Below are 26,083 nucleotides of genomic sequence, written 5' to 3'. Positions count from 1 at the left end.
CACTAACGCCGCTGGATTGGCCGTCGGATAGGTGTCTCTATGCAGAGGGGTGGGCGGAGTCTACTCGAACTCCTCTGTGAGCATTTTTCGCCCGGCGAAGCCGGCATCGGTTTCGTGCCACCAGCGGATTTCGTCTTCGTCGGGCTTCCAGCAGAGGAAGACAATACGGCCTTCGTACTCGTAAGGGAAGTCTACCAATCCGTTGCTAAAATCCTTCACCTGGACGCCGATTCCCTGAATCTCCTGAATGGCTTCGGTGAAAGCGAGCATATATTTTAGGTAGAGCGGGCCGGCTGGCGAACCGCCACCATAGCGTGCTTGCTCGCGCGCCAGATCGATTTCAACCCGCAGATCGAGCAAACGGGCGCGCGCCTTGGCCATGCGCGCCAGCAAGCGCCGCAAGGTCGGAATTAAGCTGCGCGCCTCGACAAGAGTGAATACGCGAAATTCCTGCTCGTCTTCTACCATGCGGAATTTTCCTAAAGCTTATGCTGCACCAGCGCCCCGCCACGGTCAAGCCATCGGCGGCGGCCTTTCTAGTGTGCATTTGTTGGCGTCAGCCCGTGGCCGATGGGATATAGACCGGGCAGTTCAACCGGCAGCCGGCCTTTGAATTCAATCTCTCCGAGGACGGCTTTAAGCGCCGCCGTCTCTGCCGCCGGATAGTACTCGTAGGTGAGGACGTAGCTCGGCAGCTCCGGCACGAACGACAGCATATACGGGCTGCCGTAGAGGACGAAGACGAACGGCTTGTCGAGCGCCGAAAGGCCCTTCAGCAGATTGATCTCGCCTTCGCTGAGGTCAATCGAGCCTTTGTAGGCGGCGACGCGAATGAAGCCGTTGACGATGACGATGTCGGAAAAACTGGCCAGCTTCCTCAGTAGATCGAATTCAGCGGGCGAAGTTTTATCCGAAACAAAAACGTTCGTCGTGCGCGCGTGACGTTTCATCAGGCCCTGCAAAAAGACATTGCCCGGCACACTGCCTTGCCAGCCATCCTGGTTGTCTACGAGGCTGATGAATAGGACTTTCTGTTCCGGCGCGAGCTTGAGCGGCAGCGCTTTCTTGTCGTCGCGCACCAGGGTCACCGCGCTATCGATGATCTGTTGAGCCGTCTGCTGATGCTCGCGCGAGCCCAGCACCTGGCCGAGCTTGCTGAGGTCAGCCAGCCGGTTCTTATCAAGACCGAGTTGCTGCTTGGCGGCCAGCACTCTGCGGACTGACTGATCGATGCGCGCCGTAGAGATGACGCCCGATTCGACGGCGCGTTTGACGGCGTTGAAGGCTTGCTCGACGCTCGGCGGATAAAGCAGGATGTCGGCGCCCGCCTGCAAGGAGCGCACGGCGGCTTCACCTTCCGGGTAGTGCGCCGCCACGCCTCGCATGTTGAGCGCATCGGTGAAGATGACGCCATTGAAGTGCAACTCGTCGCGCAGCACGCCGGTGAGCATCTTGGGCGATAGCGTCGCCGGCAGGTTTTCGGGTTCGATTCGCGGCAAAGCGATGTGCGCGCTCATCACGCCGCCGACACCCTCCTCGATGGCCGCGCGGAATGGCGGCAGCTCGATGGCGTCCAGCCGCGCCCGCTCGATGTCAATCGTCGGCAGCTCCATGTGCGAATCGGTTGAGGTGTCGCCGTGACCGGGGAAGTGCTTCGCCGTCGCCATCACGCCCGCCGATTGCGCGCCGCGAATGTAAGCGCGCGCCATGCGCGACACCAGTTGCGGGTCGCTGCCGAACGAGCGGATGTTGATGATGGGATTGCGCGGGTTGTTGTTGACGTCTACGACCGGGTAGAAGTTGACGTGAACGCCGATGGCGCGCGCCTCTTCAGCCGTGATGCGCCCGGCTTGAAACGCGAGATCGGGATTGCCGGTCGCGCCCATCGCCATAGCGCGCGGCAGGCGGGTTGCGCCAATGTAGCGATAACCGGCCCCGCCCTCGAAGTCCGCCGTAAACCACAGTGGCACCTTCACCGATTGTTGTAACTGATTGAGCAGCAGGGCGACGCCTCCAGGCTCGTGCATGGCGTTGACATCGCCGAGCAGGTGATAGCCGCCGACGTGAAATTCTGTGATGTCGCGGCGCATTTGCTGGTAAGCCTCGCTGGTGTCCGTCAAAAACATGCCGACCGTCGCGGGGATGATTAACTGGCCGATTTTTTCATCAAGCGTCAGCGACGCCAGCGTCGTCTCGGCCCACGATGTGGTCGCGGCAGGCGATTTGATCTTGGCTTTCTGGTGATTGTCAGCCAGCGGCGCGGCAAAGACATTCGATACGCTCAGGATGAGCAGGGCAAGCAGGGCGATTTTTATCGTGCGCACGGGTTCCTCTGGTCTTCAAGATTTATGGGCCAATCGAAATCGAACCATAACTCTAGTCAGTCGAGCGCGCAGCGGTCAACCGCGAATGAAGGATGCCGGGCGGCGGGTGTATAATTTGACTGTGACGCATCAGGTCGTTATTCAAGCCAACCTTCAAGGGGAACGACGATGAGGCGAAAGCTACTTCTTCTACTTGCAATCAGCCCGCTTTTGCTGACGCTCGCCTGCGGGCGCAATCAGAACGCGGACCGCGCCGCCATCAACAGCAATGCCAACCCGAATGCGAGCGCGCCACCCAGCACGGCGGCCCGTAGCGACGGCTGGATCGCGCTGAAGACGAAACTCGCGTTAGTGGCCAACAGCCCGACGAGCGGTTATGAAACCGACGTCGATGTTAAAGAAGGCGTCGTCACGCTGACGGGCAAAGTAGATACGGCGGAAGTCCGGAGTGAAGCCGAGCAGGTCGCGCGCAAAGTCGAAGGCGTGCGCAACGTCAACAATCAGCTTCAGGTCGTGCCCGAAGCCCGCCGCCAGGAAGTCAACGCCGCGGACAACCGCATCAAGGATGAGATTCAGAAACTGATGGACAGCGATTCAAAGTTACAGAGTCTGTCGCTGTCGGTTGATAGCAATGCTGGGGTGGTGTCGCTTGACGGATCGGTAGACACTGTCGAGCAGTTATGGCACGCGGCGCAGGCGTTTCGCAAGGTGCCGGGCGTCAGGGCTGTCGTCACCAGCGGCGTGACCGTCAGAGAAGATGTGTCGGCCTAATCGCTCGGCTTTCGATTGCGTTTGCCCTGTGGCGCAATCTGTTAGATTGCGCTAGGCGCTGCGCAATCTAACAGATTGCGCCACATTCAATTGAAATCCGCTTTAGGCTTTCGAGTTCCGCCGGCGCGAGGCGATCTGTTTTGACGACGCGGTCTTGTGCAAGGCGGTTGCGGCTTGCGTGCGCCCGGCGGGCTTTGGCGCTTTCGCCAGCTTCACCGCGCAGGTTGTCTGGTGCTTGTGAATGGCCTGCTGGACGCTGCGATAGCCTTTGCGCGTCGGGTCGGCCTCAAAGTGCGCCGGGTCTTTCAATCCATAGCGCCATTTGAAACCATTCTTGCGCATGACGCTAATGATGCGTCGCCCGCGCGGCGTGATCTGCTTACGGCCCTTTGGCCCGCTGGCGATGCCTGAGATATCCACAGCGAATGCGGCCTCGTGCAGCGAGTGGCCGGACGGCAAGGCGTAATACAGTCCGGGATTGCGGGCGCGGCAGTTGCGATCCTGAGAGCAGCGGTGCAAGCGTGCCTGTTCCGCGGACGAACGCCAGGCGCTGGTCACTTGCGGCCTGATGCCGTCGCGCTTGAGGTCGTGTATCGCCTTTTGATAGCTCTTCGCAATTTTCGGATCAACGAAGCCCTTCGGATGACAGGGAACTTGTCTCGCCAGTTTGCTGGTTCTTTTTGCATTCGGCTTTCTTCCTTCGCAAGGCAGACAGCTAACAGGGACGGTGCGAACCGATTTTATCGCGGCTGTCCTCCTGGCCGGTGCGGTGCTTCTATGTGATGCGGCGGCAAGGCTCTGGGTGGCTAAGGCAAAACTACAGGCGGCGGTGATGATGGAAACCCTAAACCCTTGTGCCATGGCAAAACGTAAGCGAAACCACGGTCCCTGTTCGTTAGTCATGTGATTGGTTCCTGTGAGGGCGTTGGATTTTTCCAGAGGGGCTAGTTCTGGTTCAAGCAAATGACGCTGGCGGGCTTGGCCTTCCGCTTAAGAGTATAAACGATGCGTCAAGTGCCGCGGCCTGTAAATCCAGTCGCGGGGCAGCTCCAGACGATTTCTACACCGTTCTTGGTAACCCGGCTCACTTTTTGCTCACCGCGAGGAATAAAAAAAATCTCGCCGATGCGCGATGACCATCCTATGGCGCGCGCATCGAGGTCGAAGGATAACAGCGGCTGCACGGGCGATAGCCTTTCGACCGCGCCTGTGACACCCCTAGCGATTGCTTTTTCTTATCGAGCAGCTCGCAGCCGCTTTTATGATAAAGCTGGTCGGCGGGCGACACATAAACCATTGCCTCTGTCGTCGGGGGCGGGGCGGAGGAGATGGCCGGAATGTTCGGGCCGATGGCCGAGGGCGAAAGCGGCGCCACTTTGCCGGGCTTGTCAGTGGAGCTGGCCGGGGTGGCGGCGCTCGTTGAAGGTATCGCGTTGCCGGAGCCAGACCCCCAGACGCCGCGCTGGCTCTGCATGGCGTCGCGCTCGACGGCGCGAAAATCACTGCTCATTTTGAACTCTTCGAGCGGGCGCATGAAGGCGAGCCCTTCGCGCAGCAGCTCGTTGTTCAGCAGCGTGCCGTCGCGTGTGAAGACATAGGCGAGTGTCTGCCCGTTATCGTCTTTGTTGGCGCGCGCGGTGTTGGCCGGATCAAACTCCAGGCGGACATCTTGCTTCAGGGCCGCCTTTTCGACGAAGCTCAAGGCGTTCTGTCCGAACTTGCCATAAATCTCTTTTGGCGTTTTGCCGTCGGGCGTTTCGATGCCGATCATGCGCACAGGGCCAATGCCTTCGACTTCGAGGGTGTCGGCGCGAAGCAGACGAGTGACTTTGTGGAAATTGGTCGGCGGCGTTTCGACCTCCGCGGCCCGCGCCGGCAGCGCCGGGGCAGCGGCAGCGGTTGCTGTCTGCACCACCTGCGGCGGTTCTTTTTGCCCGAGGCCGCGCGCCACCATGAACCCGATGGCGAACCCAGCGACCAGCGCGACGGCGATATAAATGGCGACGTGACGGCGGTCCACACCGATGTTCCAGTGTGGTCTATCGTCTTTCGCGAATGGCGTTGGCTTAAGTGGTAACATCTTTACTACTCACTGATGATGCACGGCAGTCAATCGTTAGAAGCCGGAAGCCGCTGGCGCTGTGGCGGGCGGAGTTTGAAAGCCCGGCTCGACGCAGAATTCTCGCACCGTGTCTCTGGCGAAGTCAACTGTGTCGTGAAGTGACGGTGACTCTCACGGCGATGCCACTTGGAGCGCGCGGCCATCGCCGTCAACGCGCGTGAGCGCTTCGGCCATCGCCACACATTGCAAAATCCCTCAAAAAACCTGGGATTTTTGACGATTCCCAGTTGCATCTTTCGTTTGACTGTAGTAATCTTCGCGTCGCAGTCAACCCCTGTTTTCGCTGGCTCGTATGGGGCGGCCCAAGCAGGGGTATCTTTTTGGGCGGCATAACCTCGCCGTCTGGACGACGCGGATATGACCGCTTGCACTGCGACTCGTCGGCATTTGTGCCGACCCCAATATTCTATGAAGGAGAAAGAGGCATAGCTTAATTATGGCAACTGGAACTGCAAAGAAGAAGATGTCGAAAACGCAACTGGCAACCGAACTCGGCGAAGCCACCGGCACCAACAAGAAGGCGGCGGCGACTTTCCTGGATTCGTTGAATGAGATCGCTTACCGCGAGACCAAGAAGAATGGCGAGTTCACCATTCCCGGCATCGGCAAGCTCGTGGTCAAGAAGACCAAGGCGCGCATGGGCCGCAACCCGAAGACCGGCGAAGCCATGAAGATCGCCGCCAAGACGGTCGTGCGCTTCCGCGTCGCCAAGGCCGCCAAAGATTCGGTGCTTCCGAAAAAGTAAGCGAGCGCGTCCGTGCGTTCGCTTGATTCGCAAAGCCGTATCGCGGTGGCTGCGCTTGAACCGTTCAGCCATCCTCATCGCTACCAAATTCTCGCAGCCACCGCGAGCGGCTTCCTTTCTGTACCTCTTGCTCCTTTTCTCGCTCAGTGCCAACGCGCCTCAAGTCGGCGATGTCATACAAACAGCCGCGCTCGGTACAGGTTGTTCTCTTTACTGAAACGCCGCGAGGCCGCGAGTACTTGCTCTTGCGCCGCGTCCAAAGTCATGGCGGCTTCTGGCAATCGGTCACCGGCTCGCTTGAAGCGGGCGAAACCCACACCGCGGCGGCGATCCGCGAGGTCTATGAAGAGACCGGCTACCACGCACGCCACGACGACTTGATCCCGCTCGGCATCGTCAACGTCTTCGAGATCGCGCCGCAGTGGCGTGTCAAATATGCTCCCGGGGTGACCCACAATGAGGAACATTGCTTTGCCCTGGAAGTGGCGAAGCGGGATGTGGTGATTGACTGCATCGAGCACGATGGGTTTGTCTGGGTGGATTACGACACGGCCGTCGAGATGATCTATTGGGAGAGCACTCGCCGCGCTCTGGCTGCCGTCGCCGACCTGCCGCGTTGATCGCTGAGCGGCCCGAACACATCGGTCATCAATCAGCCGAGGTCAGGTGCGCGATTTCAAGAAGAGGTACAGCCCGCCGGCGCCGAATAACATGTTCGGCCCCCACGCTGCCAGCATCGGCGGCAGCATCTCGTAGCGGCCCATTTGCTCGAACAGCGACAGCATTCCCCAATAAACCAGGCCGATGGCGATGCCAATGGCGACCCCATACAGCGCGCCGCGTTTGCCGACCGAAAACGCGAAGGGCAGGGCAACGATGACCATCACCAGGCAGGCGAGCGGAAAGGCGATCTTTGCTTGCAGGGCGATGCGCAGGTCGAGGACGTCGAAACCCGCTTGCTGCAAATCGGCGATCTTATGGCGCAACTCTGCCAGCGTCAGCGAGCTTGAGCTGCGCACATCCTTCTTAAAATAGTCGGGCCTTTCGGCCAGTTGCACGCGCTGTTCTTTGAAGGGATTGTAATAGACCGTCCGATCATTATTGAAGCGGCGCTCCCAACCGTTTTCTAAAACCCACTCGCCGGTCGCATCGTCCCAACGAGCCCGCCGCGCGTAGAGCCGCCGAGTAATGCCGAACGGCTCGCGCGTCAGGTCAATCACGTTCAGCCGCGCAAACGTATTGCTGCTGCCGTCAAAGTAGGCATAGTTAAAAATGCGCGACTCCTGTCCGAAGAGCCACTGATTGGTCGTTTGATAAAACGTCTGCGGCGGCTCCTGGCCCTTGCGGATTAAGTAACGGAGGTTGTTCTGGCGGCTATTGGTGAACGGCAGGATGTAATCTTGATTAAAGAAGACGAAAGCCGATAGCAATAGCGAAGCCATCAGCGCAGGAACCGCCATCCGATATATCGATTGGCCCGATGCGGTGAGCGCGACGACCTGACTGGTTTTTTGCAACAGCCCGAAGGTCACCATCACGGCGACCAGCGCCGCCATCGGCGTCACATAGTTAACAATCATCGGCAGCAGGAAGACCAGGTAGTTGATGACCACAGACCAGTCTGTGTGATTGCGAGCGATGGCGTCGAGCAGTTGAAAGAGTGTGATGATCAGGAAAAGCGCTGAAACACCGCCGAGGATGAAGACGAAAAAGCGCATGAGGTCTGAAAGCACTAGCCGGTCAAGCAACTGAAGCAAGCGCAGACGTGGTGCGCGCCGCCCCCCGCTATTGCCGGCAGGTCGCTGGCGAGCTGGCTGATTCCCGACAGGCGCGGGGCTGCCGGCATCCCCATTCTGCGGGGCGCGTGCGGGCAACAGGTAGCGCAGGCTGCGCAACAGGGCGAGCGGGTCGGCACCGGGCCGCCTTTGCAGCGCCAGCACCAGCAGGCCGAGCCCGCCCATAACGATGTTCGCTTGCCAGATGCCGAGCCAAACCGGCAGCTTGCCGACGACGGCGGCGTGCTGACCGGACAAGGCCAGGAGGTAATAGCTGATGGTAAAGGCAAGGCCGAGAAAGAGGCCGAAGGAGCGGCCCGTCCTGACGTTGCTGATGCCAAAGGCGACGCCGAGCAGGGCAAAGACCAGGCAAGCCGTCGGCAGCGCCAGCCGCCGGTGAATCTCTGCGCGCCACGGGCGTTCGTCCGCCGGGGCCGGCGTGAAGTTGACGAGCTGGCTCCAGGTCATCTCTTCAACCGCGGTCGCCTCTCTGTCGAGCCCCATGTCGTCTTTGTTATCGCTCGGCGCCTCGATGCCGAGGGTCATTTGTGTGAAGCTGTTGGTGGTGTATTTCTCCTGTAGATTCTTCTTTCTTTTTTCGCGTGATTCGCCGTCGGCACTCGCCGTCGCCGCATCGGCAGTCGCCGCGGGGCGCGATTCTTTCGGATGACTGGCGGATTTGCTTTCAGCTTCCGCGTCGGGGGCGGCGACCCGTGCCGTCTGGTGAGCCATGCCTTTCTCAAGGTAAAGCTCAGGCATATCCGAGCGCGCGCCTTGACGCAGCGCGCCTGAGTTGGCCGTGACAATCGTCATCTCGGAAGGGTCTTGCCCGAGGTCAACCAGGAAGACGTTGCGCCACTGATTGCGCGCCCGGTCAATCTCTTCGATATAGAGAACCTTTTGCGGGATGCTTTCCTCAAAGACGCGCGGCTTGATTTCGGTGTTCAACCCTTGAAAGACGAGGCTCTGGTTCGACTTCAAGTCCGTGAGCTGTCTTATGCTTCGCGGCAACCATGAAAAAGTCAGGTAAAGCATGATGGCCGTGACGATTAGCCCGACGGCCATGACGGGCCGCAGCATGCGCGTGCGCGGTAAGCCACTGGCACCGAGCGCGATGATTTCGCTGTCGCCTGACATTCGGCCCATGCCGACGAGCACACCCATCAACAAGGAGATCGGCAGCGTGAAGACCAGGATTCCGGGGATTAGCGCCGTCAGCAGCCGCGAAATCGCTTGCATCGGCAGCCCATTTCGCGAGGCGACGACCAGCAGCTCCGAGAACCGGCTTGCTTCATGGAAAAAGATGATCGCCGTCAGCAGCAGCAAGCTGAGCAGCAAGTACGGGACGATTTCGCGAATCAGGTAGCGATCAATCAGGCGCAACATCACCAGCGAGTCTATCACGCGCCTCATGACGGCAGCAAGAATGCCTGTCAGGCACCCAGGGTCTATTCATTCTCCGGACTTAAACCGCCAAGACGCCAAGACCGCCAAGAAAAGCTCGGCGTTCTCTTGGCGGTCTTGGCGTCTTGGCGGTTCATCCCCAATGGTTATTCGAGAATGAATAGACTCTGGTCAGGCACCATCAAGCCCTCATGCCGCCGGTTGCTCGCGGCATCTGGCAGGTGAGCCGGTTCAAGGCGAACAAATAACTGTGGCCGTCGAAGGCTGCGCCCCTTTGACTATTGACACAGACAGTCGCCGCCTCTAAAACTATTGCGCCACGCAACATCAAATTGAGCCGGCACGCTGGTGCCATAGCTGGCATAAATAAAGGCAAGATTCTAACCCACGCCAGCTCGATGTCATTCGCAGCACCAGCGCGCAGCCCGTTTCGCGCTCGAATTCCCCGCGCCCGTTGACAAAGAGGAATGCGGTAGCTAAAACTACCGTCGTCATTTCTTCATCAGTGGAATAACACGCGCCAGAACCCCACGCGTATAGGGATCACCAAGCCGCGCCTCAGCGTCACAGCATGCGAGCCATCCCCATGAAGACGAGCGAGCCGAACAACACCGCGCCGCCGTCGCCGGATGAGTCAGGCGATACCGGCAGCTTGTTGCCGTTTATGTCGCTCATCCCCGCGCACCTTTTAACCTGCGCGCCGATTCGCGCTCCGACGACCCGTAACGGAATTGGTTCTCTCATTCAGATGGTTATCTGAGAGTGAGCCGTCGGTCTAACTGACGGCTCACTTTGCCCAAAAACATTTGCAGGCGTGTCAGGATTGGACTGTCCAATACCGCTGCGGCAAAGACGGCTACATGACAACATCAAATGCGAAACCGGCGCAAGGCCGTGTGATCTTCAGCGACGAGGATTGATCCCCGAAAACATGCCGCGGCTGCCGGGTGTTCCGACTGAGCTTGACTTGAGGATAAAAGCGGATTGGCTTGAGATGTTGGCTGGCCTTCCAGGTTGCGAGTCTCAGAAGCGAAAAATAAAAAAGCGCGGCATCCCTCCCCAGAAAATACCGCGCTTTTGAGTGGCTGCCCGAAGGACGAGCCACAGTCAAACTATTTGGCTAAGTGTCAAAAGAATTATGCTCGAAAGTGGTTGAAAAATTCTTGAAGTCTAAGGTTACTTTTAACGGGTTGCCAATAATAGGCCACTCGCCGCCTTTGCAAGGTCTATGCGCGTGATGCCGTCGGCCGGGCGAAACTGGCCCAACGTATTTGCACTCATCAACCCGCGACTGACCGCGACACTGACATAACCGCGCGCCGCGACCGGAATCTGTTGCCAGTCGGTAAGACCCGGATTGATCGAGCCCGACGACTGAGCCGCGCTGCCCAGTCCGAGGGCTTTAACCAGGGCGATGGCGACCGTCAGGCGGTCGGCCTGACCATTGGGATTGAACTGCGCGCCACTGGTGTTAAACAGGTCGCCGTTCGGCGAATGCGCGACACTCTCGATGAAAATGGCATCGCCGCCACTGACATCCGAATAGGTGGGCGAGTAGGGTAGAAATTGGGGGACACGCAAACCGGCGCCGAGCATCAGGGCGCGCGCCGCCTGCAACCGCGTGGCCGTGGCGGTCGGTGCGAAATCGTTGTCCGTCACCGTCATCAACCCGCAACGCAAGGCTCGCAAGGCGGCCTGTCGCTCGACGGGTGAAGACTGGTCCAGGCCAACGACAGTGGAGTTCATGCGAATGACTTCGATGGCGCCGCTGAAACGTTGCGCCGTGCCGGTGACGGCATCGCTGGTGTTTGTGACCTTGATCGTCCAGGTGCCAACTGCCGGGTCGTTGAGCGTCATGCCGACTTTTTGCGAAGTCGGGCCGAGGAATTGCGCCGCGGGCGCTGCCTTGACGGTCGTGAGATCGTGGCTCAGCGCCATCGTCAGGGCATTGCCCGGCAGGTTCTGATTCTGCCAGGTGATCCCTGTGGTGGCGAAGACGGCGTCCGCCGGCACCTCAAAGGTGGCAGACCAGGTCGCGCCCGGCGCGACAACGCCAGTAAAGCCGCCGAGCAAGCTGCGCGACAGCGAAAAGGATGCGGTACGGAGTTGCTTGCGGAAGTCGCCGAACTCGGTATTCAAAGCCGCTTTGCGCACCGCCGCATAGGTGTTCAAATAGCCCGCGCCAACTTCATATCGCGAATAACCGAGCATCGGCGTCGCCGTGTCTTGCAGAATGCTCTTGACTTGATCCGGCTCAAGCGCGGGATTCGCCTGAAGCATTAACGCGATGGTCGCGGCGACGTGCGGCGCGGAGAAGCTCGTGCCCGAGCTTGAGGTGTAGCGCGGCAGGTAAGAAGGCGAGATGGTCTGCAAATCGTTGTCGGTCGAAGCCAGGCCGGCGCTGAGCCCTGATGTGCCGACCACATTGATGCCCGTGGCTCGTGCGGCGACGACCGCCTGGCCGGGCGCAACGAGCGTTGGATAGAACTCACCGTAGCCAGCCGCGCCACGCGATGAGAAGCTCGACAGCGAGCCGCTCTTGGTAGCAGCGCCGACGCCGATCACCCAGGGGGCGACCGAGTAAGGGTTCAATGAGTTGGCCTGATCGCCGCGATTGCCGGCTGAAAACACGACGTTGATGCCATTGTCGTGCAGCACCTGGGTGGCGATGTTGACCGGGTCATTGGCGTCAAAGACACCGCTGATGCCAAAGCTGCAATTGACGACGCGGATGTTCTGATCGAGGCGGTGCGTCAAGACGTAATCCATCGCTGACAACACGAAAAAGAGATTGGCGTCGCCGGCTGACAGCCCCAGCAGCTTCGCTCCGGGGGCCATGCCGCCGTAATAGCCACCCGACGCCGCGCCTGTGCCAGCAATGACGCTCGCCACAAAGGTGCCGTGACCCATCGTCAGATCACTATCGTTCAACCCTTCGACGGCGGTCGGATACATAAAGGTCGGGGCGCCGCCTTGCGCATCGGCGATGCGAACGTTTTGAATGACTTGCTGACCATAGGAGAGATCGGGGTGCGTGGCGTCTATGCCCGTGTCGATCACCGCCACAGTGACGCCCTGGCCGGAGACTGGCAGGCCACCGTTGCGCGACGTCAGCACACGGTCGCTCACCACGCTGCGCTGACCTGTGATGACCCGCGTGTCATCGGCGAAGAACTCGAATGTCTTATTCGAATAGATTGAGCGTATCGAAGGTAGCGACGAGACCGCGGCGATCTGTATCTTGGTGGCATTGACCAGAACGATTGGCAGATTGTGGAAGCAAGTGCCTCCGGCGATGCCTGCGGCGCGCAGCGCATTGAAATCGTCGGCGGTCGGCATTTGGTGAAAGACGAAGAAGACGTTGACCGCACTCGAATCAGGCAGATAATTCAAGGTCAGCGCCAGTTGCGGGTCGAGGCTCTGGATGCCTGTCGAGTCCGCGCCGGTCAGTACCACACCTTCCACGCCTGTATAAGTTAAGGCGTCAGCGCCGGTCAGTACGACGCCATCTGCGCCGGTTAGCACGACACCATCTGCGCCGGTCAACACAACGCCATCGGCACCCGTGAGAACGACGCCATCTGCGCCGGTCAGCACAACGCCGTCAGCACCGGTTAAGACCACTCCCTGGCCTGCTGTGAAGCAGATGCCTGCCAGGGCGGTAATGCCATTTTGTGTAAGGAGAAACAGCGCTAAAAGCGCCGCGACGCGTGGGGAGGTGAATCTTTTCATTTTCAATAGCCTTATCCTGATAATCGTAAGTGCTTTATTTTTAAACCCAATACCGCGATAGCACGAGATGCTTTGCGACGGCAACATTATTCATGTCGACCTTGAAAAATCCTTGACATGAAATCGATTTAGACTGCCAATTCAAAATTCTCTTTGCGCTGTTGCCTGCGGCTCAGCAATGAGCAAACAAAATGCCACTCTTCTCCAATTGAGCTTCCCCTTTGACTCATCGTCAGGCAAGAACTCGTTGGGTGTCGCGTTTGTTCGTTTAAACGTTGAAAATAAAAGTAGAAGCTCGTTCGCCGAACGACTTTTGAGCGACCCTGAAGTCAAATTGAATCCGACAAGATGAAACTGTGGCGAGCAAGAACTTTCGTGGTTGTACTAAAGCGATGCGGCAAAAAATACAATGCGGGCAATGTGAAGGAAACTAACACAGCGTGTGAGGAAACAGCTTCCTGATTCAAGTGGGAAAATAAGAGGGAATGGAGCTGAGGGGATTCGAACCCCTGGCCTCGTGAATGCGAGCCACGCGCTCTGCCAACTGAGCTACAGCCCCGACTGAAAATTTATCCTAAGTGATGCGCCGACATCTGTCAAGCAGCGTGCCTGCGGCTTTACAGGGTCCTTTAGCGATTCTCTCGCCCTTGAGGTGACTGTTAACCATTGCTCGCGTATAATGATCGCCGCTTCGATCTGACATTCAAGGCCGCGCTGCTTCGTGGACTCCAATCGGAGGAAAGTCTGATGGCTGCCGCCGCCGCTGAACAGTTAACTTACGAGTCCCACAAACTGCCGGAGACGGTGCGGCTTCGCTGTGTGGCTGATTCGACGCTTATGCTATATACTCCGACGGGCAGGTTGTTCAAGGAGGGAAGGGGACTGAGATGCTGACACCAGATACGTTGCTACAGAACCGTTATCTCATCGGGCGGCTGCTCGGACAGGGCGGCATGGGCGCGGTCTATCAAGCCACAGATCAGCGGCTCGGTCACACGGTCGCCCTCAAACAGACCTTCTTTACCGATGAGATGATGCTCAAGGCGTTCGAGCGCGAAGCTCGCTTGCTAGCCAGTCTGCGCCACCCGGCCCTGCCAAAAGTCAGCGATCATTTCACGGAGAGCAACGGCCAGTTCCTGGTGATGGAGTACATCGCCGGCAACGATCTCATGACGATGCTTGAGAAGCGCGGCGGGCCATTTGACGCCGATCAGGTCGTCGAGTGGGGCGAGCAGTTGCTCGGCGCGCTGGCTTACCTGCACGGCCAGCACCCGCCCATTATTCACCGCGACATCAAGCCTCAAAACCTCAAGCTCACCGACCAGGGCCAAATCATCCTGCTCGACTTTGGCCTGGCCAAAGGGCTGCCCGAACAGACGCTACAGTTCGCTGCCGGTCAGAGCATTTACGGTTATACGCCGGATTATGCGCCGCTCGAACAGATCAAGGCCGAGGGCACCGATGCGCGCAGCGACCTCTACGCCCTGGCCGCGACGCTCAATCACATGCTGACGAACACGACGCCGCCCAGCGCCTTGACACGCGCCATCGCGATTGCCAATCAGCAGCCCGACCCGCTGCGTCCCGCCAATGAGATCAATCCGCAGGTCAAGCCGGCCATCGCGCAGGTCTTAAAACAGGCGTTGTCATTGATGCGCGAGCAGCGTCCGGCTTCAGCAGAAGTGATGCGCAAGATGTGGCGCGATGCCAGTCAGGCAACAGCGCCCGCCGGCAGACCGACGAGTCCGCCGCCCACGATTGTGGCGCCGCCGGCGTCGCCGGGTGCGGGTGGGACCGCGCCGCTCAGCGGGCGACAAAGCTCGCCTGTCGCGCCCAACCCGACGCAACCCGGCGGTCAGTACCCTTCGCCGCCACAGCCAAGCTGGCCGAATGCGCAGCCGCCCGGTCAGCCGAGCTGGCCACCGCCGCAACAACCGCAGGCGAGCTGGCCGCCGCCACCTCAACAACCATCGAGCTGGCCGCCGCCGCCGCAACAGACAAGCTGGCCGCAGGCCCCACCGCCTCAACCCACGCAACCGAACTGGCCGAACGCTCAAACATCGCCGCCTCCAAGCTGGCCGAATGCGCAACCACCCGGTCAGCAGAGCTGGCCGAATGCGCAGCCGCAATATGCGCAGCCGCAATGGAGCGGCGGCGCGCCTTCTTATGTCGCCGCGCCGCGCAAATCGCGAACCGGCCTGTGGATCGTTCTCAGCATAGTTGGCGTTTTAGTTCTCGGCGTCGTCGCTTTAGCCATCATCGGATATATGGCAGACAACAGCAGCCCGTCGGGCACTGCCAATAGCACCAGCAGCTATCCGCCAGCGACCAAAACCTATCCGGACAACAACTCCAATTCGAGTGCGGCGAACACGACGCCGTCCTCAAACGCCAACGCCAACGCCAATACATCCGCGAGCGATACTTCGGCGACTGGCAATGTCGTTGACAAGATTCTAACGAATTACGTGAATGCGCTGGGCGGCGAAGCGGCGATCAAAGCGGTGTCGAGCCGAGTGGCTACTGGAACATTTGATGTTCCTTCGGCTGGCGTCAGCGGCACGGCGGAGTTTTACCTGAAAGCCCCGAACAAGTACCTGTTCGTCGCGACGGTGCCGGGGCTGGTCGCCACTCGCAGGGGCTTCAACGGCAGCACCGGATGGGAAACCGACAACGAAGGCAACGTCAAACGGATTACCGGCGCTGAGCTGGCTGCGATGAAACGCGATGCCGATTTTTATCACGAGCTGAATCTACGCAGCGGATATTCGAGCATGACGTTGAGCGGCAAAGAGAAGGTCGAGGGCAAGGACGCTTTCGTCATTGACGCTAAAGGCGAGGATGGCACGGCGCAGAAACTTTACTTCGACATGCAAAACGGCCTGTTGTTGCGCAGCGACGAAACGCGCGAATCGAAGACCACGACGACCTATTACACGGATTACCGGACGCTGGACGGAATCAAATTGCCGTTCACCTTTCGTCAACAGGACGGCGAAACCAATGTCGTCATCCGCATCAAAGAGATGCGCCACAACGTGACAGTCAACGACTCGGTCTTTAACCCGCCGTCGAAGTAAAGATCACCGGCCGACAGGTCATTTGATCTTTACAGCGATGCCCTGTAAGGGAGAGGCGTTGAAATGGCTTGATACAGCATCGGCCAGCATGACGCCTGGGAGCTTGCGCTCAGGACCGCACCGGCTGGTATCCTTTGCGCGCCGCACCGCGCTTTCAAGAGCTGCCGCGCAGACTCCGCCCTGCCCCCAATGCACAGTAGCCTCTTTGGCATTCGATTTGTATAATCAAAGCTGAGATTAGAGGACGCGACAAGCCCGAAAGCCGAACTTCAGAGGGGATGCTGAAGCCTTGAAGCGAATCATTTTCCTGCCGCTCATCTTAATTCTATTGGCCACCTCCGTGCGCGAGTCGCGCGTCGCACTCAGTGGCGATCTCAATGCGTCGGCGTCGGCGTCGAGCGCTGAAGTCCAGCCCGTGCGCGCGCTCGACGAGTATAAAGAAACCATCAAGTCGCACGGCGGCAGCCTCAGCGATCAAGGTGTGCTGATTCAATCGCTCGATGGCCGCACGACGTTTGCCGACCACAACGCCGACATCGCCTTCAACCCGGCGTCGGTGATGAAACTGGCGACGTCGCTGACGGCGCTGGCGAAGCTCGGCCCGGATTATCGCTACCGCACCAACTTTCTTGCCGATGGACCGCTAGACGCAGGCGCGCACAAGCTCAATGGCGATCTGGTTGTCGAAGGCACGGCGGACCCGATGTTCGCGGCCCAGGACGCGCAGGACGTTGCCGCCGAGTTAACCCGGCTGGGCGTCGGTCGCGTCAGCGGCGCGTTGCGCATCGCCGGCCCTTTTTACTTTTTCGCCACCGGCTATCACTCGAACCTTTCGCGCGAAACCTCTGCGTCGAAGCTGCGCGCGGCGCTGCAAGCCGCGGGCATTCACATAGACGGGCAGACAGTGTTTGGCGATAAGTCTGGAACCCCGCTCGTCACGCACTACTCAGAGCCCTTGCTGCACATCCTGTTTTATCAGAACGCCCACAGCAGCAATGCCATTGCCGAAGTCGTCGGCGAATCGGTCGGCGGTCCGCCCGCTGTGCAGTCGTTTCTGATCAAGCAAGTCGGGCTGCGCGACAGCGATATTTATGTCGGGCGGACTTCGGGGCTCGAGTTCAACCGCATCACGCCGCGGGCGGCGCTGCAAGTGCTGCGCGCCTTGATTGGCCTGCTCGGAACCTACTCGCTGAAGACGGAAGACGTGATGCCGGTCGCCGGCGTCGATTCGGGGACGTTGAAGGCACGCTTCGTAAGCGACGCGGCGCGCGGCGCGGTCGTCGCCAAGACCGGCACGCTCGTGTCACTCGACAACGGCGTCAGCACGCTGGTCGGCATCGCCTACACCAAGTCAGGCGGCCCTTTGCTGTTCGGGATATTCAACTCAGACGGCGGCGTCCATTCCTACCGCCGCCTTCAGGATGATTTCGTCGAGCGGCTGATTGCCGAAGAAGGCGGCCCGGCCCCGGTCTCGCGCAGCGAAGACGCGCTCGCCGATACGACGCGCCGCACCATCGTGCAGGTGGTTTACAAGCCGCACGCCCAGGCGACTGACGCGGCGGCGGATTAGCAACAACTGGCGATCAGCGCGGCGACGGCAATGAAGCGACAGTTCGAACAATTTTCAACCGCCAAGCTCTGGATCATAATCGTCAGTCACTTTGTCTTAGTCGCCGCGTCACTGATTTGGAATTATCAGGATGGCTACGACCTGCTCGACAGTTTCGGTCGCATGGTTTTGATTGGCATCGTCGTTAGCGCCCCGGCAATCTATTCCATCGTGCAAGCAGTCGCGGTATTGCTTGAGCGCCGCCGAGACCATCAGGTCTCAGCTAATCCCAGCGACCGGGAATCTGTGCATGGCAATCGGGGCACGAGCCGTCGCGGATGCGGTTCTTGAGGATGCGAAAACCGTAGCGCTCAATCAGCATCGCCTTGCAACCGGGACAATAGGTGTTCTCATACCCGCCGACGCGCCCCGGCAGATTTCCGGCATACACGAATTTCAAGCCCGCGCCATAACCGATCTCGGCGGCGCGGATCAAGGTTTCGACTGAAGTATTGTCCGGCCCGGTCATCTTGTAATCTTGATGAAACGCCGTGACGTGCCACGGAATGTCGGGCGAAACCCCTGCGATGAAATCGGCGGCGGCCTTCAGTTCATCATCCGAATCATTGAAGCCGGGAATGATCAGCGTCACGACCTCCAGCCAGAAGCCGCGCTCGTAAACCAGCTTAATGGTGTTGAGGACGTTTTCGAGCAGCCCGCCAAGCTTGCGGTAGTTTCTATCGTTGAAGCCCTTGAGGTCGATTTTATAAAGCTCCGTCCACGGACGAATGTAGTCGAGCACTTCAGGCGTCGCATTGCCGTTTGAGACATAGCCGCAAACGAAGCCTTGAGGTTTCGCTTGCTTGAACACCTCAACGGCCCACTCGCTGGTAATCAGCGGCTCGTTGTAGCTCGACACCACAAGCCGCGCCTGATAGCGCCGCGCCGCCTCGACCAACTGCTGGGGCGTCACGTCGCGCGGCGGCGCAATGGCATTCGGATCACGCAAGGATTGCGAACTTATCCAATTCTGGCAGTTTGCTACCGCGAGAAAATTGGCCAGATAGGAATGATCTTCTTCCACTTCCATGTTGTAGACATAGCCGTCATAATCTTCGGCCTCAATGCTTCGGATAGGCACAAAGAAATGGTTTTCCGACTTCCAGCAGCGCCGCTTTTCTGGATTATCGAACCAACGAATGAGAAATTGTGTCGGCGAGCGGTGAATAGTTCGTCCCTGCAATTTCCCTTCTTTGGGTATTGTGTAACGGCGCAATGCGGGCACTCTGCCAGTCTTGAGCACGAGCAATGCAACTCCGTAAGCAAGCTCTTCTGATTTTGTTGCGGTGGAAATCAGCCCATTGCGTTCACGATGGCCATCGCCTTCGGCATATGCGGTTAGGAAAGCCTCGATGACATCTGGCGGAGCTTGAAACAGTTGGTCAGGCACGTACTTATTTCCTGAACCAATTCCACAAAGGCTGGCGAATAGCAAGGCAACCGAAGATTTGTATAGTACGACGGCAAGCGTCGTCGAACGCTTAGTGATTGTAGCCTCCAAACCAAAGACTTCTTTGATTAGCCGTTTGACCTTTTCAGCATACGCGGTTTCGTGGAGACCGAAAGAAAACGTCAGCATTCCTGAATGTGCACGGCGTGCGACATCCTGCCAGACATTGCCTTCTGCGCAGTAGTATCCAAGCAAGGTTGCAAGTTTTTCATCAAGCGGCAGACCGCGCGCAATGCCAGGCTCATGCTCGTTATAGAAGCGAACGGATTCATTTTTAATTATGAGTTTGCCATCGTACTTCGCCAAATCATCCAAAACCCAGAGGCCGCTTCTCAGGTTATCTTGCATGAACCGTACCCAACTGCTAGATCGATGCACCTCTTCGCTGATACACAACGCACTGATGCCTTGCACTGTCTTTGCAGATAACGGTTCGATAAGGTCGCCGGTTATTTCGCGCCGCATTCTAGAGGGGCTAACCTGTTGCCAAAGTAATTCTGGCACGTCAAGAATCACATCGTCGTCGCAAGGTAGGTTGCGCGGGAGAGCTAGGCAATGATCGCGGCTCAGCTCCTCAGCCTTGATGAACGCCGGCTCTTCAGGTCTGCGGCCCGATTTCGGCTTGCGAATCGCGAGCAGTTTATGATCAGGTGTGCATTGAACGGGCGGGCAGAAAGCAGCCTGAATCTTTAACATCTTGCCGTGGTATTCATGCCGGAAGATCGCCCGCACTTTCTGGACTTTTCCTGTATGACTGTATACTGACAGATCCGACGGGTAAGCAATTTCGGCGTCGCTCAGATCTTCCTTTCTTTCTGCCTGCTCGAACAGCTTTTCAAAGGCTATTGCCCCGCGTGTTGTGCCGATCCGTGTAGATGGCGCAAAGCAATAGCTGCAATGGTAATCGCATCCGAGCATGCCGAAGGTCAGCGCCAGCGAGCCGGGATAGGCATGAAAAAACGGCTTCTTCTCTGTCGGGTCGCAGGCCAGCGCCGCGACGTAGCCGGTCGGCACCATCAAGCGCCCGCCTTCGTTGTAACGCACGCGGCAGATGCCATCGAGCCCCGGCAGAATCAAACAGCGATGCCCGCAGGCATAACAGCGAACGCGGTCGCCTTCGAGCCGATCATAGATTTCGCCTTCGACGGTTCGCGCTTTGAGTATTTGTTTCAAGGGTATTGCTGCCATGATTAACCTTCAATTATTGGATGTTGATAATTGCTTTCTAACTGCTGTTTTTATTTTACCACTACGGCTAGATAGTGGACGACTCTCAATAGCAAATCCGCAGCGTTCGCGGAGCAGCCGTCGCGCGGTCGCCTTCTTTCGCTTCACGATTTCGCTATCGGGATGGTAAATTGAATGGCTAAATAAATGGCAGAAAGGCCACCCCGATACCCGATGAAATTACGCATACTGCATCACGATCATTGCTTTGACGGTTTTGCGTCCGCCGCCGTCTTCTCGCGCTTTTTCAGTGAGATCATCAACCCGCGGGCCGAGATCGGCTTTGCCGGATTGTCGCACAAGCCGAATCAGAAGTTCATCGAAGAAGAGCTGTTCGATGGCGACGAAAACGCGATTGTGGATTTCAAGTACAGCCCGACGGAGCGTTTGACATGGTGGTTCGACCATCACCAGAGCGCCTTCCTGTCGCCTCAGGACGAGAAGCATTACGTCGGCGGCGTCTGGCCGTCAAAGTTCTATAACCCGGCGTACAAGTCCTGTACCAAATTTATCGCCGACACCGTCGCCCATAAGTATGGCTTCCGTGCCGCCGACCTCGCGGAATTGATCGAGTGGGCCGACATCATTGACGGCGCGCAGTACGAAGACGCCCGCACGGCGGTCGAGCTGGCGGCGCCGGCCTTGCGCTTGATGCTGGTCATCGAAGCGAGCCGCGACCGCGCCGTGATGGATCGTATCATTCAAGGCATGCAGCGCGAGCCGCTTAGCGCGCTCATCGAAGAGCCGCTGGTCGCCGCGGCTTTCCACCCGCTTCATGAGCGCCACCGCCGCATGATCGATCTGATCGGCGAGCGCGCCCATTTCGACCGCGGTGTCATCTACTTCGATCTGAGCAATGAGGACGCCGAAGGCTACAGCAAATTCATCCCCTACTATCTGTTCCCGCAGAGCGTCTATTCGGTGGGCGTCAGCCTATCGCCGTCGCGCTCGAAAGTCTCTGTGGGCTTCAATCCCTGGAGCCCTTCGCCGCGCCGTCACAACCTGGCGTCGATCTGCGAGCGTTATAACGGCGGCGGCCATGCGGTCGTCGGCGCCATCTCTTACCGGCCTGATGAGATCGAGTTGGCGCGCGAGACCGCTACGGTGATTGCCGCCGAGTTACGCGAAGGCTCAGAGTAGCTGCATCGGCTGGGGGTTCTGCGCGTCGCTGTAATCGTAAAAGCCGCGCCCGCTCTTCCTGCCATAAAGTCCCGCAAGCACCATGCGCTTTAACAGCGGCGGCGGCGCGAAGCGTTTCTCCTTGAATTCATCAAACATAATGTTGGCGATATAGTAGGTCGTATCCAGTCCGACGAAATCGAGCAGCGTTAGCGGCCCCATCGGGTGACCGCAGCCGAGCTTCATGCCATTGTCTATGTCAACAATCGAGCCGATGCCTTCTTCGAGCCCGCGAATCGCATCGAGCAGGTAAGGCACAAGCAGCCGGTTGACGATGAAGCCGGAGCGATCCGAGGTCTGCACAGGCACTTTGCCGATGTCGCGCGCGAAAGCGGCGGCTTCTTCAAAGACGTCCGGGTCGGTCAGGATCGTCCGCACGACTTCGACCAGCTTCATCACCGGCACAGGGTTGAAGAAATGCATGCCGATGAAGCGCCGCTGGCGCTCTGCGCCGGTCGCCGTCATCATCTGGGTCACAGACAAACTCGACGTATTGGTCGCAAAGATCGTCTCCGGCTTGCAGATGGCGTCAAGCGCGGAGTAGGTGCGGTTCTTCTCGGCGATGTTTTCGATGATGGCTTCGATGACGAGGTCGGCGTCCGCCGCGTCTTCAAACCGCGTGGAACCGCGCAAGCGCCGCAGCGTGGCGTCTCGGTCGCCGGAAGCGAGCTTGCCTTTTTCAACCAGCTTGCCGAGTTGTTTTTCGATGCCGCCGAGCCCTTTCTTGAGATACTCGTCTGCGACTTCAATAACCGTCACTTCGCGTCCCGCCTGGGCGCAGACCTGAGCGATGCCCGAGCCCATCAGCCCGCAGCCGAGGACGGCGACTTTATGAATGGCCATGATTGATTAGCCTCCGGTAAGCGATTAAAGCCGAGTTTGACTTAATGGCGTCCCCGCACGAGTTGGTACTTACTGAGGACGCTTTCTTCCCATTCGTCGTATGCCTTGAACATGTTCTTGATCGTAGCCACTTCTGCGGGCGTGGCGGGAGACAGCGGCTTCTTGTCCTTCGCCGCCATTTCAAGACCTTCAGCGCGCCGGTTCAAGAGTTCGGCGTACTGCTGTTTGATCTGGTCACTGCGGTCGTCGATGTGGGACACGCTCATCACATCGCGCCCCGCGGCGCGCAGCGAATCGGCAAGCTGTTGGGCATCGCGACTTGGCGGCGGCGCGTCGTAGGACTGAGAGAGCAGGTCTTCGGCACTATGAATTCGCCTTGAAAGGCTAATCACATCCTGTCCGACATGCCTGAGCTGAACCTCCTCAGCGGCCCGTTCCTGCGCTTGATTGAAATTGCGGCCCGCCATTGCAAAGCTCGCGGCGACGATCAGCATGCAGGCGATCATCACCGCATTCCACAGTCGCGCGCTATTGACAGTCATCGTTGATTCGGCGGGTATGACGAAAGCGAGCGCGACACCGGCGACGAAACCGCCGCCATGCGCAATGTTGTTGATCCCCGGCATCATGCCAATGGCAAAGCCGAACGCTGCCCAGATCAACATCGATTTCATCAAGGCTCTGCCAAAGACGCCGCCGAGACGGTAACCATAAGCCGCCATCAAGCCGATCAAGCCGAAGAGCGCGCCCGAAGCCCCTGCGGTGAAGCTCGGACTGATGATCATCGAGGCGAGGCCGGCGACAACTCCTGTGACCAGATAGATGAAGATGAATTTCGCCGAGCCGAAAATTTCTTCGACCTGCGGGCCGACCTGATAAAGCGCGATGCTGTTGAACAGCAGATGCACTAGCCCGATGTGCAGAAAGTTCCAGGTCACCAGCCGCCACCACTCGCCGTTGGCGAGCGCGCCCGGATAGAGCGCGCCGATCCCGCCCAGCACAGAGGTGCTGGCGCTCTGCATAAAAGCTTCAGCGCCGGCGCCATTGCGCATCTCGACGAGGGCCATCAGCACGAAAAGCGCGATGTTGATCGTCAGGATGATGATCGAAATAAAGTGGCCGCCGGTCGAGGCGTGCAGAAAGGTGCGCGCCGGCACGGCCTCTCTGCCGCACATCGGGCAGTGCTTCTCCGACGCGGGCACCAGCGCCCGACACGCCTGACACATCACCAGTTTTTTTCGTTCAGCGGCCATCGTTAATGAGAGGTCAAAAGGCTTCGACGATCATCGCGATGCCCTGGCCGCCGCCGATGCAGGCGGTTGCCAGCCCATAGCGCTTTTGGCGTCGGCGAAGCTCGTGCAGAACGGTCAGCACCAGCCGCGTCCCCGACGCGCCAAGCGGGTGGCCGAGCGCAATCGCGCCGCCGTTGACGTTTGTGCGCTCGCGGTCGAGCCCCAGCTCGCGCTCGACGGCGAGGTACTGGCCGGCAAAGGCTTCGTTGACTTCGACAAGATCGATCTCTCCGAGCGTCAAGCCGGCCTTCGCGAGCGCCTGCTGCGAGGCGGGTACAGGGCCAATTCCCATAATCTCTGGCGGAACTCCGGCGATGCCCCACGAGACAATGCGGCCCAGCGGCGTGGCTTCGAGCTTATTCGCCGTCTCGGCGTCGGCGATGACGACACAGGCCGCGCCGTCAACAATCCCCGACGCGTTGCCGGCGGTGACGAAGCCGTCTTTTGAAAACGCCGGCCTGAGCTTGGCCAGCCCTTCCATCGTCGTATCGGGGCGCAGGTGATCGTCGCGCTCGAAGGGAGTCACGCCTTTGCGTGTCTGAATTTCGACGGCGACCACTTCATCACTAAAGCGGCCTGCCTCCCATGCGGCGGCGGCGCGTTGCTGGCTTTGCAGGGCGTACTCGTCTTGCGCCTGTCGCGTCAGGTCGTGCTTGCGCGCCAAGTTTTCAGCCGTCTGCGCCATGTAGTAGCCGCAGTGCGTGTCGAGCAGCGCGACCATCAGCGAATCTTCGAGCTTGCCTTCGCCGAGCTTGAGTCCCCAGCGGGCGCCGCGCAAAACGTGCGGGGCCTGGCTCATCGATTCCATGCCGCCGGCAAGCACCGTCTGGGCCTCGCCGAGCTGGATCATCTGCGCGCCACTGATGATTGATTGAATGCCCGATCCGCACAGCCGGTTGACGGTCAGCGCCGGCTTGTCAATCGGCACGCCAGCCTTGAGCGCCACATGGCGCGCGCCGTAGATGGCATCGCCCGAAGTCTGCAAAGCGTTGCCGATCACCGTGTGGTCAATCTGTTCGGGCGCGGTGCCGCTCCGTTCAATCGCCGCTCGCGCCGCAATCGCGCCAAGCTCGATGGCCGACAGGTCGCGCAGCGCCCCACCATATTCGCCCATCGGCGTGCGCGCGCCGCCGAGAATCAAAATGTCTTTTGTCATTCGCACTCTCCTGGTCACTTATCACTCTCCTGTATGTTAGCTGAAGCCTGTGCGCCATTCAATTTCGCCGGGGTGTTGTTTTCTTTTGTCGGCTTCGAGTACAATTCACAGAGGCACTTCGGGCCGTACGGCTTCTCGGGCGGAGAGAAACTGGCTACCCCCGGCTGCTCTTGCATCTCAGGAAAACAAGGACGGGCTTGGATGAAGAATAAATACTTGCTGTTGGCGCTGGCGCTGATCTTACCTTTGACCTTCGCCGGTGCGCATCCCATGCAGCGCTCCGCGCAATCGCTCGATGAAGGCGAGGCGCGCAAGCGCATCGCGAACGATTTTGCGGAAGCCCTCCTGCTGGCGCAAGAAAAGTCGGCTTCGACGGTAGATTATGATCGCGCCGCCAAGGCCTCGATCAACGGCATGCTGCGCACGCTCGACCCGCACTCGATGTATTTTGACGCCAAGCAGTGGGAAGAGTTTCAGAACGACCAGCGCAGCCGCTATTTCGGCATCGGCTCGGCCATCGTCCAGCGCAACGGCAAGGTCTATATCTGGGCGCCCACGGAAGGGACGGCTTCGTACCGCGCCGGCCTGCGCTATGGCGACCTGATCACCGCCATCAACGGCGAATCTACCGAGGGTTTGAATCAAACTCAGGTGCGCAACAAGCTGATCGGCCCGGATGGCACTCAGGTGGTCGTCAAAGTGGATCGCCTCGGTGCCGGGCCGCTTGAATTCAAGCTGACGCGCGGCGCGGTGCCGCTGCCATCGCTGTCGAACGCGTTCATGCTCAGCAACGGCACCGGCTACATCAACCTGGATCGCGGCTTCAACACCACGACCTATGATGAAGTGCGCAAAGCCGTCATCGACTTGCGGCAGCAGGGAATGACCTCGCTGGTCTTCGACCTGCGACTCAATCACGGCGGTCTGGTTGATCAGGCGTGGCGGGTGTCGAACCTCTTCCTCTATCAAGGACAGAAGATTCTTTCGATGCGCGGACGCCCGGCGATCTTCCCAAACCGCGATTACACGGCGACCAACCCCGCGCCCGACGATTATCCCATCGTCGTGTTGATCAGCCGCGAGACCGCTTCGGCGGCAGAGATCGTCGCCGGCGCGCTGCAAGACCATGACCGCGCGCGGCTGGTCGGCGAGAACAGCTTCGGCAAAGGGCTGGTGCAGAACCCGTTCCCGCTCAAAGACGGCTCGGCGCTTATTCTGACCACAGGGCACTATTACACGCCGAGCGGGCGCTTGATTCAGCGCGATTACAGCGGGCGCTCGTTTTACGATTACTACCTGAAGCGCGGCGACAAAGAAGCCGTGCAGCACACCGAAGAGAAGAAGACCGACACCGGGCGCACGGTTTACGGCGGC

General features: G+C 59.1%; 18 protein-coding genes and 1 tRNA gene. 8 read left to right on the top strand and 11 right to left on the bottom strand.

Annotated elements, in window-relative coordinates; translation table 11 throughout:
• Positions 1 to 60: 60 nt before the first annotated feature.
• Both VJ464_06600 and VJ464_06595 read right to left on the bottom strand, forming a co-directional pair.
• Positions 61 to 468, bottom strand: coding sequence for a DUF2203 domain-containing protein (locus VJ464_06600; GenBank protein ID HKQ04783.1), 408 nt, complete (start codon positions 466 to 468; stop codon positions 61 to 63).
• Between the two features lie 68 nt (positions 469 to 536).
• On the bottom strand, positions 537 to 2,324 hold the full coding sequence (locus tag VJ464_06595; protein ID HKQ04782.1) for a glycoside hydrolase family 3 N-terminal domain-containing protein: 1,788 nt from the start codon (positions 2,322 to 2,324) through the stop codon (positions 537 to 539).
• 168 nt (positions 2,325 to 2,492) lie between these two features.
• Between VJ464_06595 and VJ464_06590 the strand changes: the two genes are divergently transcribed.
• Complete coding sequence (locus VJ464_06590; GenBank protein ID HKQ04781.1) at positions 2,493 to 3,095, top strand: BON domain-containing protein; 603 nt, start codon at positions 2,493 to 2,495, stop codon at positions 3,093 to 3,095.
• Between the two features lie 102 nt (positions 3,096 to 3,197).
• Here VJ464_06590 and VJ464_06585 read toward each other — a convergent pair whose 3' ends face one another.
• Positions 3,198 to 3,956, bottom strand: a complete 759-nt coding sequence (locus tag VJ464_06585) for a D-alanyl-D-alanine carboxypeptidase family protein (protein ID HKQ04780.1) — start codon at positions 3,954 to 3,956, stop codon at positions 3,198 to 3,200.
• Positions 3,957 to 4,236: 280 nt separating this feature from the next.
• On the bottom strand, positions 4,237 to 5,175 hold the full coding sequence (locus tag VJ464_06580) for a thermonuclease family protein (protein ID HKQ04779.1): 939 nt from the start codon (positions 5,173 to 5,175) through the stop codon (positions 4,237 to 4,239).
• 478 nt (positions 5,176 to 5,653) lie between these two features.
• Between VJ464_06580 and VJ464_06575 the strand changes: the two genes are divergently transcribed.
• Positions 5,654 to 5,962, top strand: coding sequence for an HU family DNA-binding protein (locus VJ464_06575; GenBank protein HKQ04778.1), 309 nt, complete (start codon positions 5,654 to 5,656; stop codon positions 5,960 to 5,962).
• Positions 5,963 to 6,132: 170 nt separating this feature from the next.
• Positions 6,133 to 6,582, top strand: a complete 450-nt coding sequence (gene nudB, locus VJ464_06570; GenBank protein HKQ04777.1) for a dihydroneopterin triphosphate diphosphatase — start codon at positions 6,133 to 6,135, stop codon at positions 6,580 to 6,582.
• A gap of 42 nt (positions 6,583 to 6,624) precedes the next feature.
• Here the strand turns inward: nudB and VJ464_06565 are convergent, their stop codons facing one another.
• From VJ464_06565 to VJ464_06555, 3 genes are all read right to left on the bottom strand, one after another.
• Positions 6,625 to 9,141: an LptF/LptG family permease gene (locus VJ464_06565; GenBank protein HKQ04776.1), complete on the bottom strand. Its 2,517-nt coding sequence runs from the start codon at positions 9,139 to 9,141 to the stop codon at positions 6,625 to 6,627.
• A 1,182-nt stretch (positions 9,142 to 10,323) separates the two neighbouring features.
• Positions 10,324 to 12,873, bottom strand: coding sequence for a S8 family serine peptidase (locus tag VJ464_06560; protein HKQ04775.1), 2,550 nt, complete (start codon positions 12,871 to 12,873; stop codon positions 10,324 to 10,326).
• 486 nt (positions 12,874 to 13,359) lie between these two features.
• A tRNA-Ala gene (locus VJ464_06555) sits at positions 13,360 to 13,432 on the bottom strand.
• A gap of 328 nt (positions 13,433 to 13,760) precedes the next feature.
• Here VJ464_06555 and VJ464_06550 point away from each other — a divergent pair.
• The 3 genes from VJ464_06550 (at position 13,761) to VJ464_06540 (ending at position 17,853) form a co-directional block, all read left to right on the top strand.
• Positions 13,761 to 15,953, top strand: a complete 2,193-nt coding sequence (locus tag VJ464_06550) for a protein kinase (protein ID HKQ04774.1) — start codon at positions 13,761 to 13,763, stop codon at positions 15,951 to 15,953.
• Positions 15,954 to 16,242: 289 nt separating this feature from the next.
• The gene (locus tag VJ464_06545) at positions 16,243 to 17,523 is read left to right on the top strand and encodes a D-alanyl-D-alanine carboxypeptidase (protein ID HKQ04773.1); all 1,281 of its coding nucleotides are present in this window, start codon (positions 16,243 to 16,245) and stop codon (positions 17,521 to 17,523) included.
• Positions 17,524 to 17,553: 30 nt separating this feature from the next.
• The gene (locus VJ464_06540) at positions 17,554 to 17,853 is read left to right on the top strand and encodes a hypothetical protein (protein ID HKQ04772.1); all 300 of its coding nucleotides are present in this window, start codon (positions 17,554 to 17,556) and stop codon (positions 17,851 to 17,853) included.
• Here the strand turns inward: VJ464_06540 and VJ464_06535 are convergent.
• Entirely contained in the window at positions 17,786 to 20,200 is a 2,415-nt protein-coding gene (locus tag VJ464_06535; GenBank protein ID HKQ04771.1) for a radical SAM protein, read from the bottom strand. The two genes, VJ464_06540 and VJ464_06535, sit on opposite strands and share 68 nt — an antisense overlap.
• Positions 20,201 to 20,413: 213 nt before the next feature.
• Here VJ464_06535 and VJ464_06530 point away from each other — a divergent pair, with 213 nt between their 5' ends.
• Positions 20,414 to 21,379: a phosphoesterase gene (locus VJ464_06530; GenBank protein ID HKQ04770.1), complete on the top strand. Its 966-nt coding sequence runs from the start codon at positions 20,414 to 20,416 to the stop codon at positions 21,377 to 21,379.
• On the opposite strand, the gene VJ464_06525 is transcribed toward VJ464_06530, so the two are convergent.
• Genes VJ464_06525 through VJ464_06515 form a run of 3 tightly spaced genes read right to left on the bottom strand, consistent with a single transcriptional unit; the run spans position 21,371 to position 24,709 of the window.
• A complete protein-coding gene (locus VJ464_06525) occupies positions 21,371 to 22,261 on the bottom strand; it encodes a 3-hydroxybutyryl-CoA dehydrogenase (GenBank protein ID HKQ04769.1) in 891 nt (296 codons plus the stop codon). The genes VJ464_06530 and VJ464_06525 overlap by 9 nt on opposite strands.
• 41 nt (positions 22,262 to 22,302) lie before the next feature.
• Positions 22,303 to 23,514 (bottom strand): rhomboid family intramembrane serine protease, encoded by a 1,212-nt coding sequence (locus VJ464_06520; protein HKQ04768.1) that lies wholly within the window; start codon positions 23,512 to 23,514, stop codon positions 22,303 to 22,305.
• A 13-nt stretch (positions 23,515 to 23,527) separates the two neighbouring features.
• Complete coding sequence (locus VJ464_06515; GenBank protein ID HKQ04767.1) at positions 23,528 to 24,709, bottom strand: acetyl-CoA C-acetyltransferase; 1,182 nt, start codon at positions 24,707 to 24,709, stop codon at positions 23,528 to 23,530.
• 201 nt (positions 24,710 to 24,910) lie between these two features.
• On the opposite strand from VJ464_06515, the gene VJ464_06510 reads away from it, so the two are divergent.
• Positions 24,911 to 26,083, top strand: a 1,173-nt coding sequence (locus VJ464_06510) for a S41 family peptidase (protein HKQ04766.1), incomplete at its 3' end; no start/stop codon positions are given.

The organism is Blastocatellia bacterium, assembly GCA_035275065.1.
In the GTDB taxonomy this organism is placed as follows: Bacteria; Acidobacteriota; Blastocatellia; order UBA7656; family UBA7656; genus DATENM01.
Note: the sequence above shows the minus strand (reverse complement) of the source record. Positions and strands in the feature narration are given on the sequence as shown.

Excerpts from the sequence above, each read along its gene's own strand:
- VJ464_06520 (HKQ04768.1), bottom strand. The coding sequence starts at position 23,514 with ATGGCCGCTGAACGAAAAAAACTGGTGATGTGTCAGGCGTGTCGGGCG.
- VJ464_06600 (HKQ04783.1), bottom strand. The coding sequence starts at position 468 with ATGGTAGAAGACGAGCAGGAATTTCGCGTATTCACTCTTGTCGAGGCG.
- VJ464_06590 (HKQ04781.1), top strand. The coding sequence starts at position 2,493 with ATGAGGCGAAAGCTACTTCTTCTACTTGCAATCAGCCCGCTTTTGCTG.
- VJ464_06580 (HKQ04779.1), bottom strand. The coding sequence starts at position 5,175 with ATGTTACCACTTAAGCCAACGCCATTCGCGAAAGACGATAGACCACAC.
- VJ464_06575 (HKQ04778.1), top strand. The coding sequence starts at position 5,654 with ATGGCAACTGGAACTGCAAAGAAGAAGATGTCGAAAACGCAACTGGCA.
- nudB (HKQ04777.1), top strand. The coding sequence starts at position 6,133 with ATGTCATACAAACAGCCGCGCTCGGTACAGGTTGTTCTCTTTACTGAA.
- VJ464_06560 (HKQ04775.1), bottom strand. The coding sequence starts at position 12,873 with ATGAAAAGATTCACCTCCCCACGCGTCGCGGCGCTTTTAGCGCTGTTT.
- VJ464_06530 (HKQ04770.1), top strand. The coding sequence starts at position 20,414 with ATGAAATTACGCATACTGCATCACGATCATTGCTTTGACGGTTTTGCG.
- VJ464_06535 (HKQ04771.1), bottom strand. The coding sequence starts at position 20,200 with ATGGCAGCAATACCCTTGAAACAAATACTCAAAGCGCGAACCGTCGAA.
- VJ464_06540 (HKQ04772.1), top strand. The coding sequence starts at position 17,554 with ATGAAGCGACAGTTCGAACAATTTTCAACCGCCAAGCTCTGGATCATA.
- VJ464_06550 (HKQ04774.1), top strand. The coding sequence starts at position 13,761 with ATGCTGACACCAGATACGTTGCTACAGAACCGTTATCTCATCGGGCGG.
- VJ464_06525 (HKQ04769.1), bottom strand. The coding sequence starts at position 22,261 with ATGGCCATTCATAAAGTCGCCGTCCTCGGCTGCGGGCTGATGGGCTCG.
- VJ464_06585 (HKQ04780.1), bottom strand. The coding sequence starts at position 3,956 with ATGGCACAAGGGTTTAGGGTTTCCATCATCACCGCCGCCTGTAGTTTT.
- VJ464_06515 (HKQ04767.1), bottom strand. The coding sequence starts at position 24,709 with ATGACAAAAGACATTTTGATTCTCGGCGGCGCGCGCACGCCGATGGGC.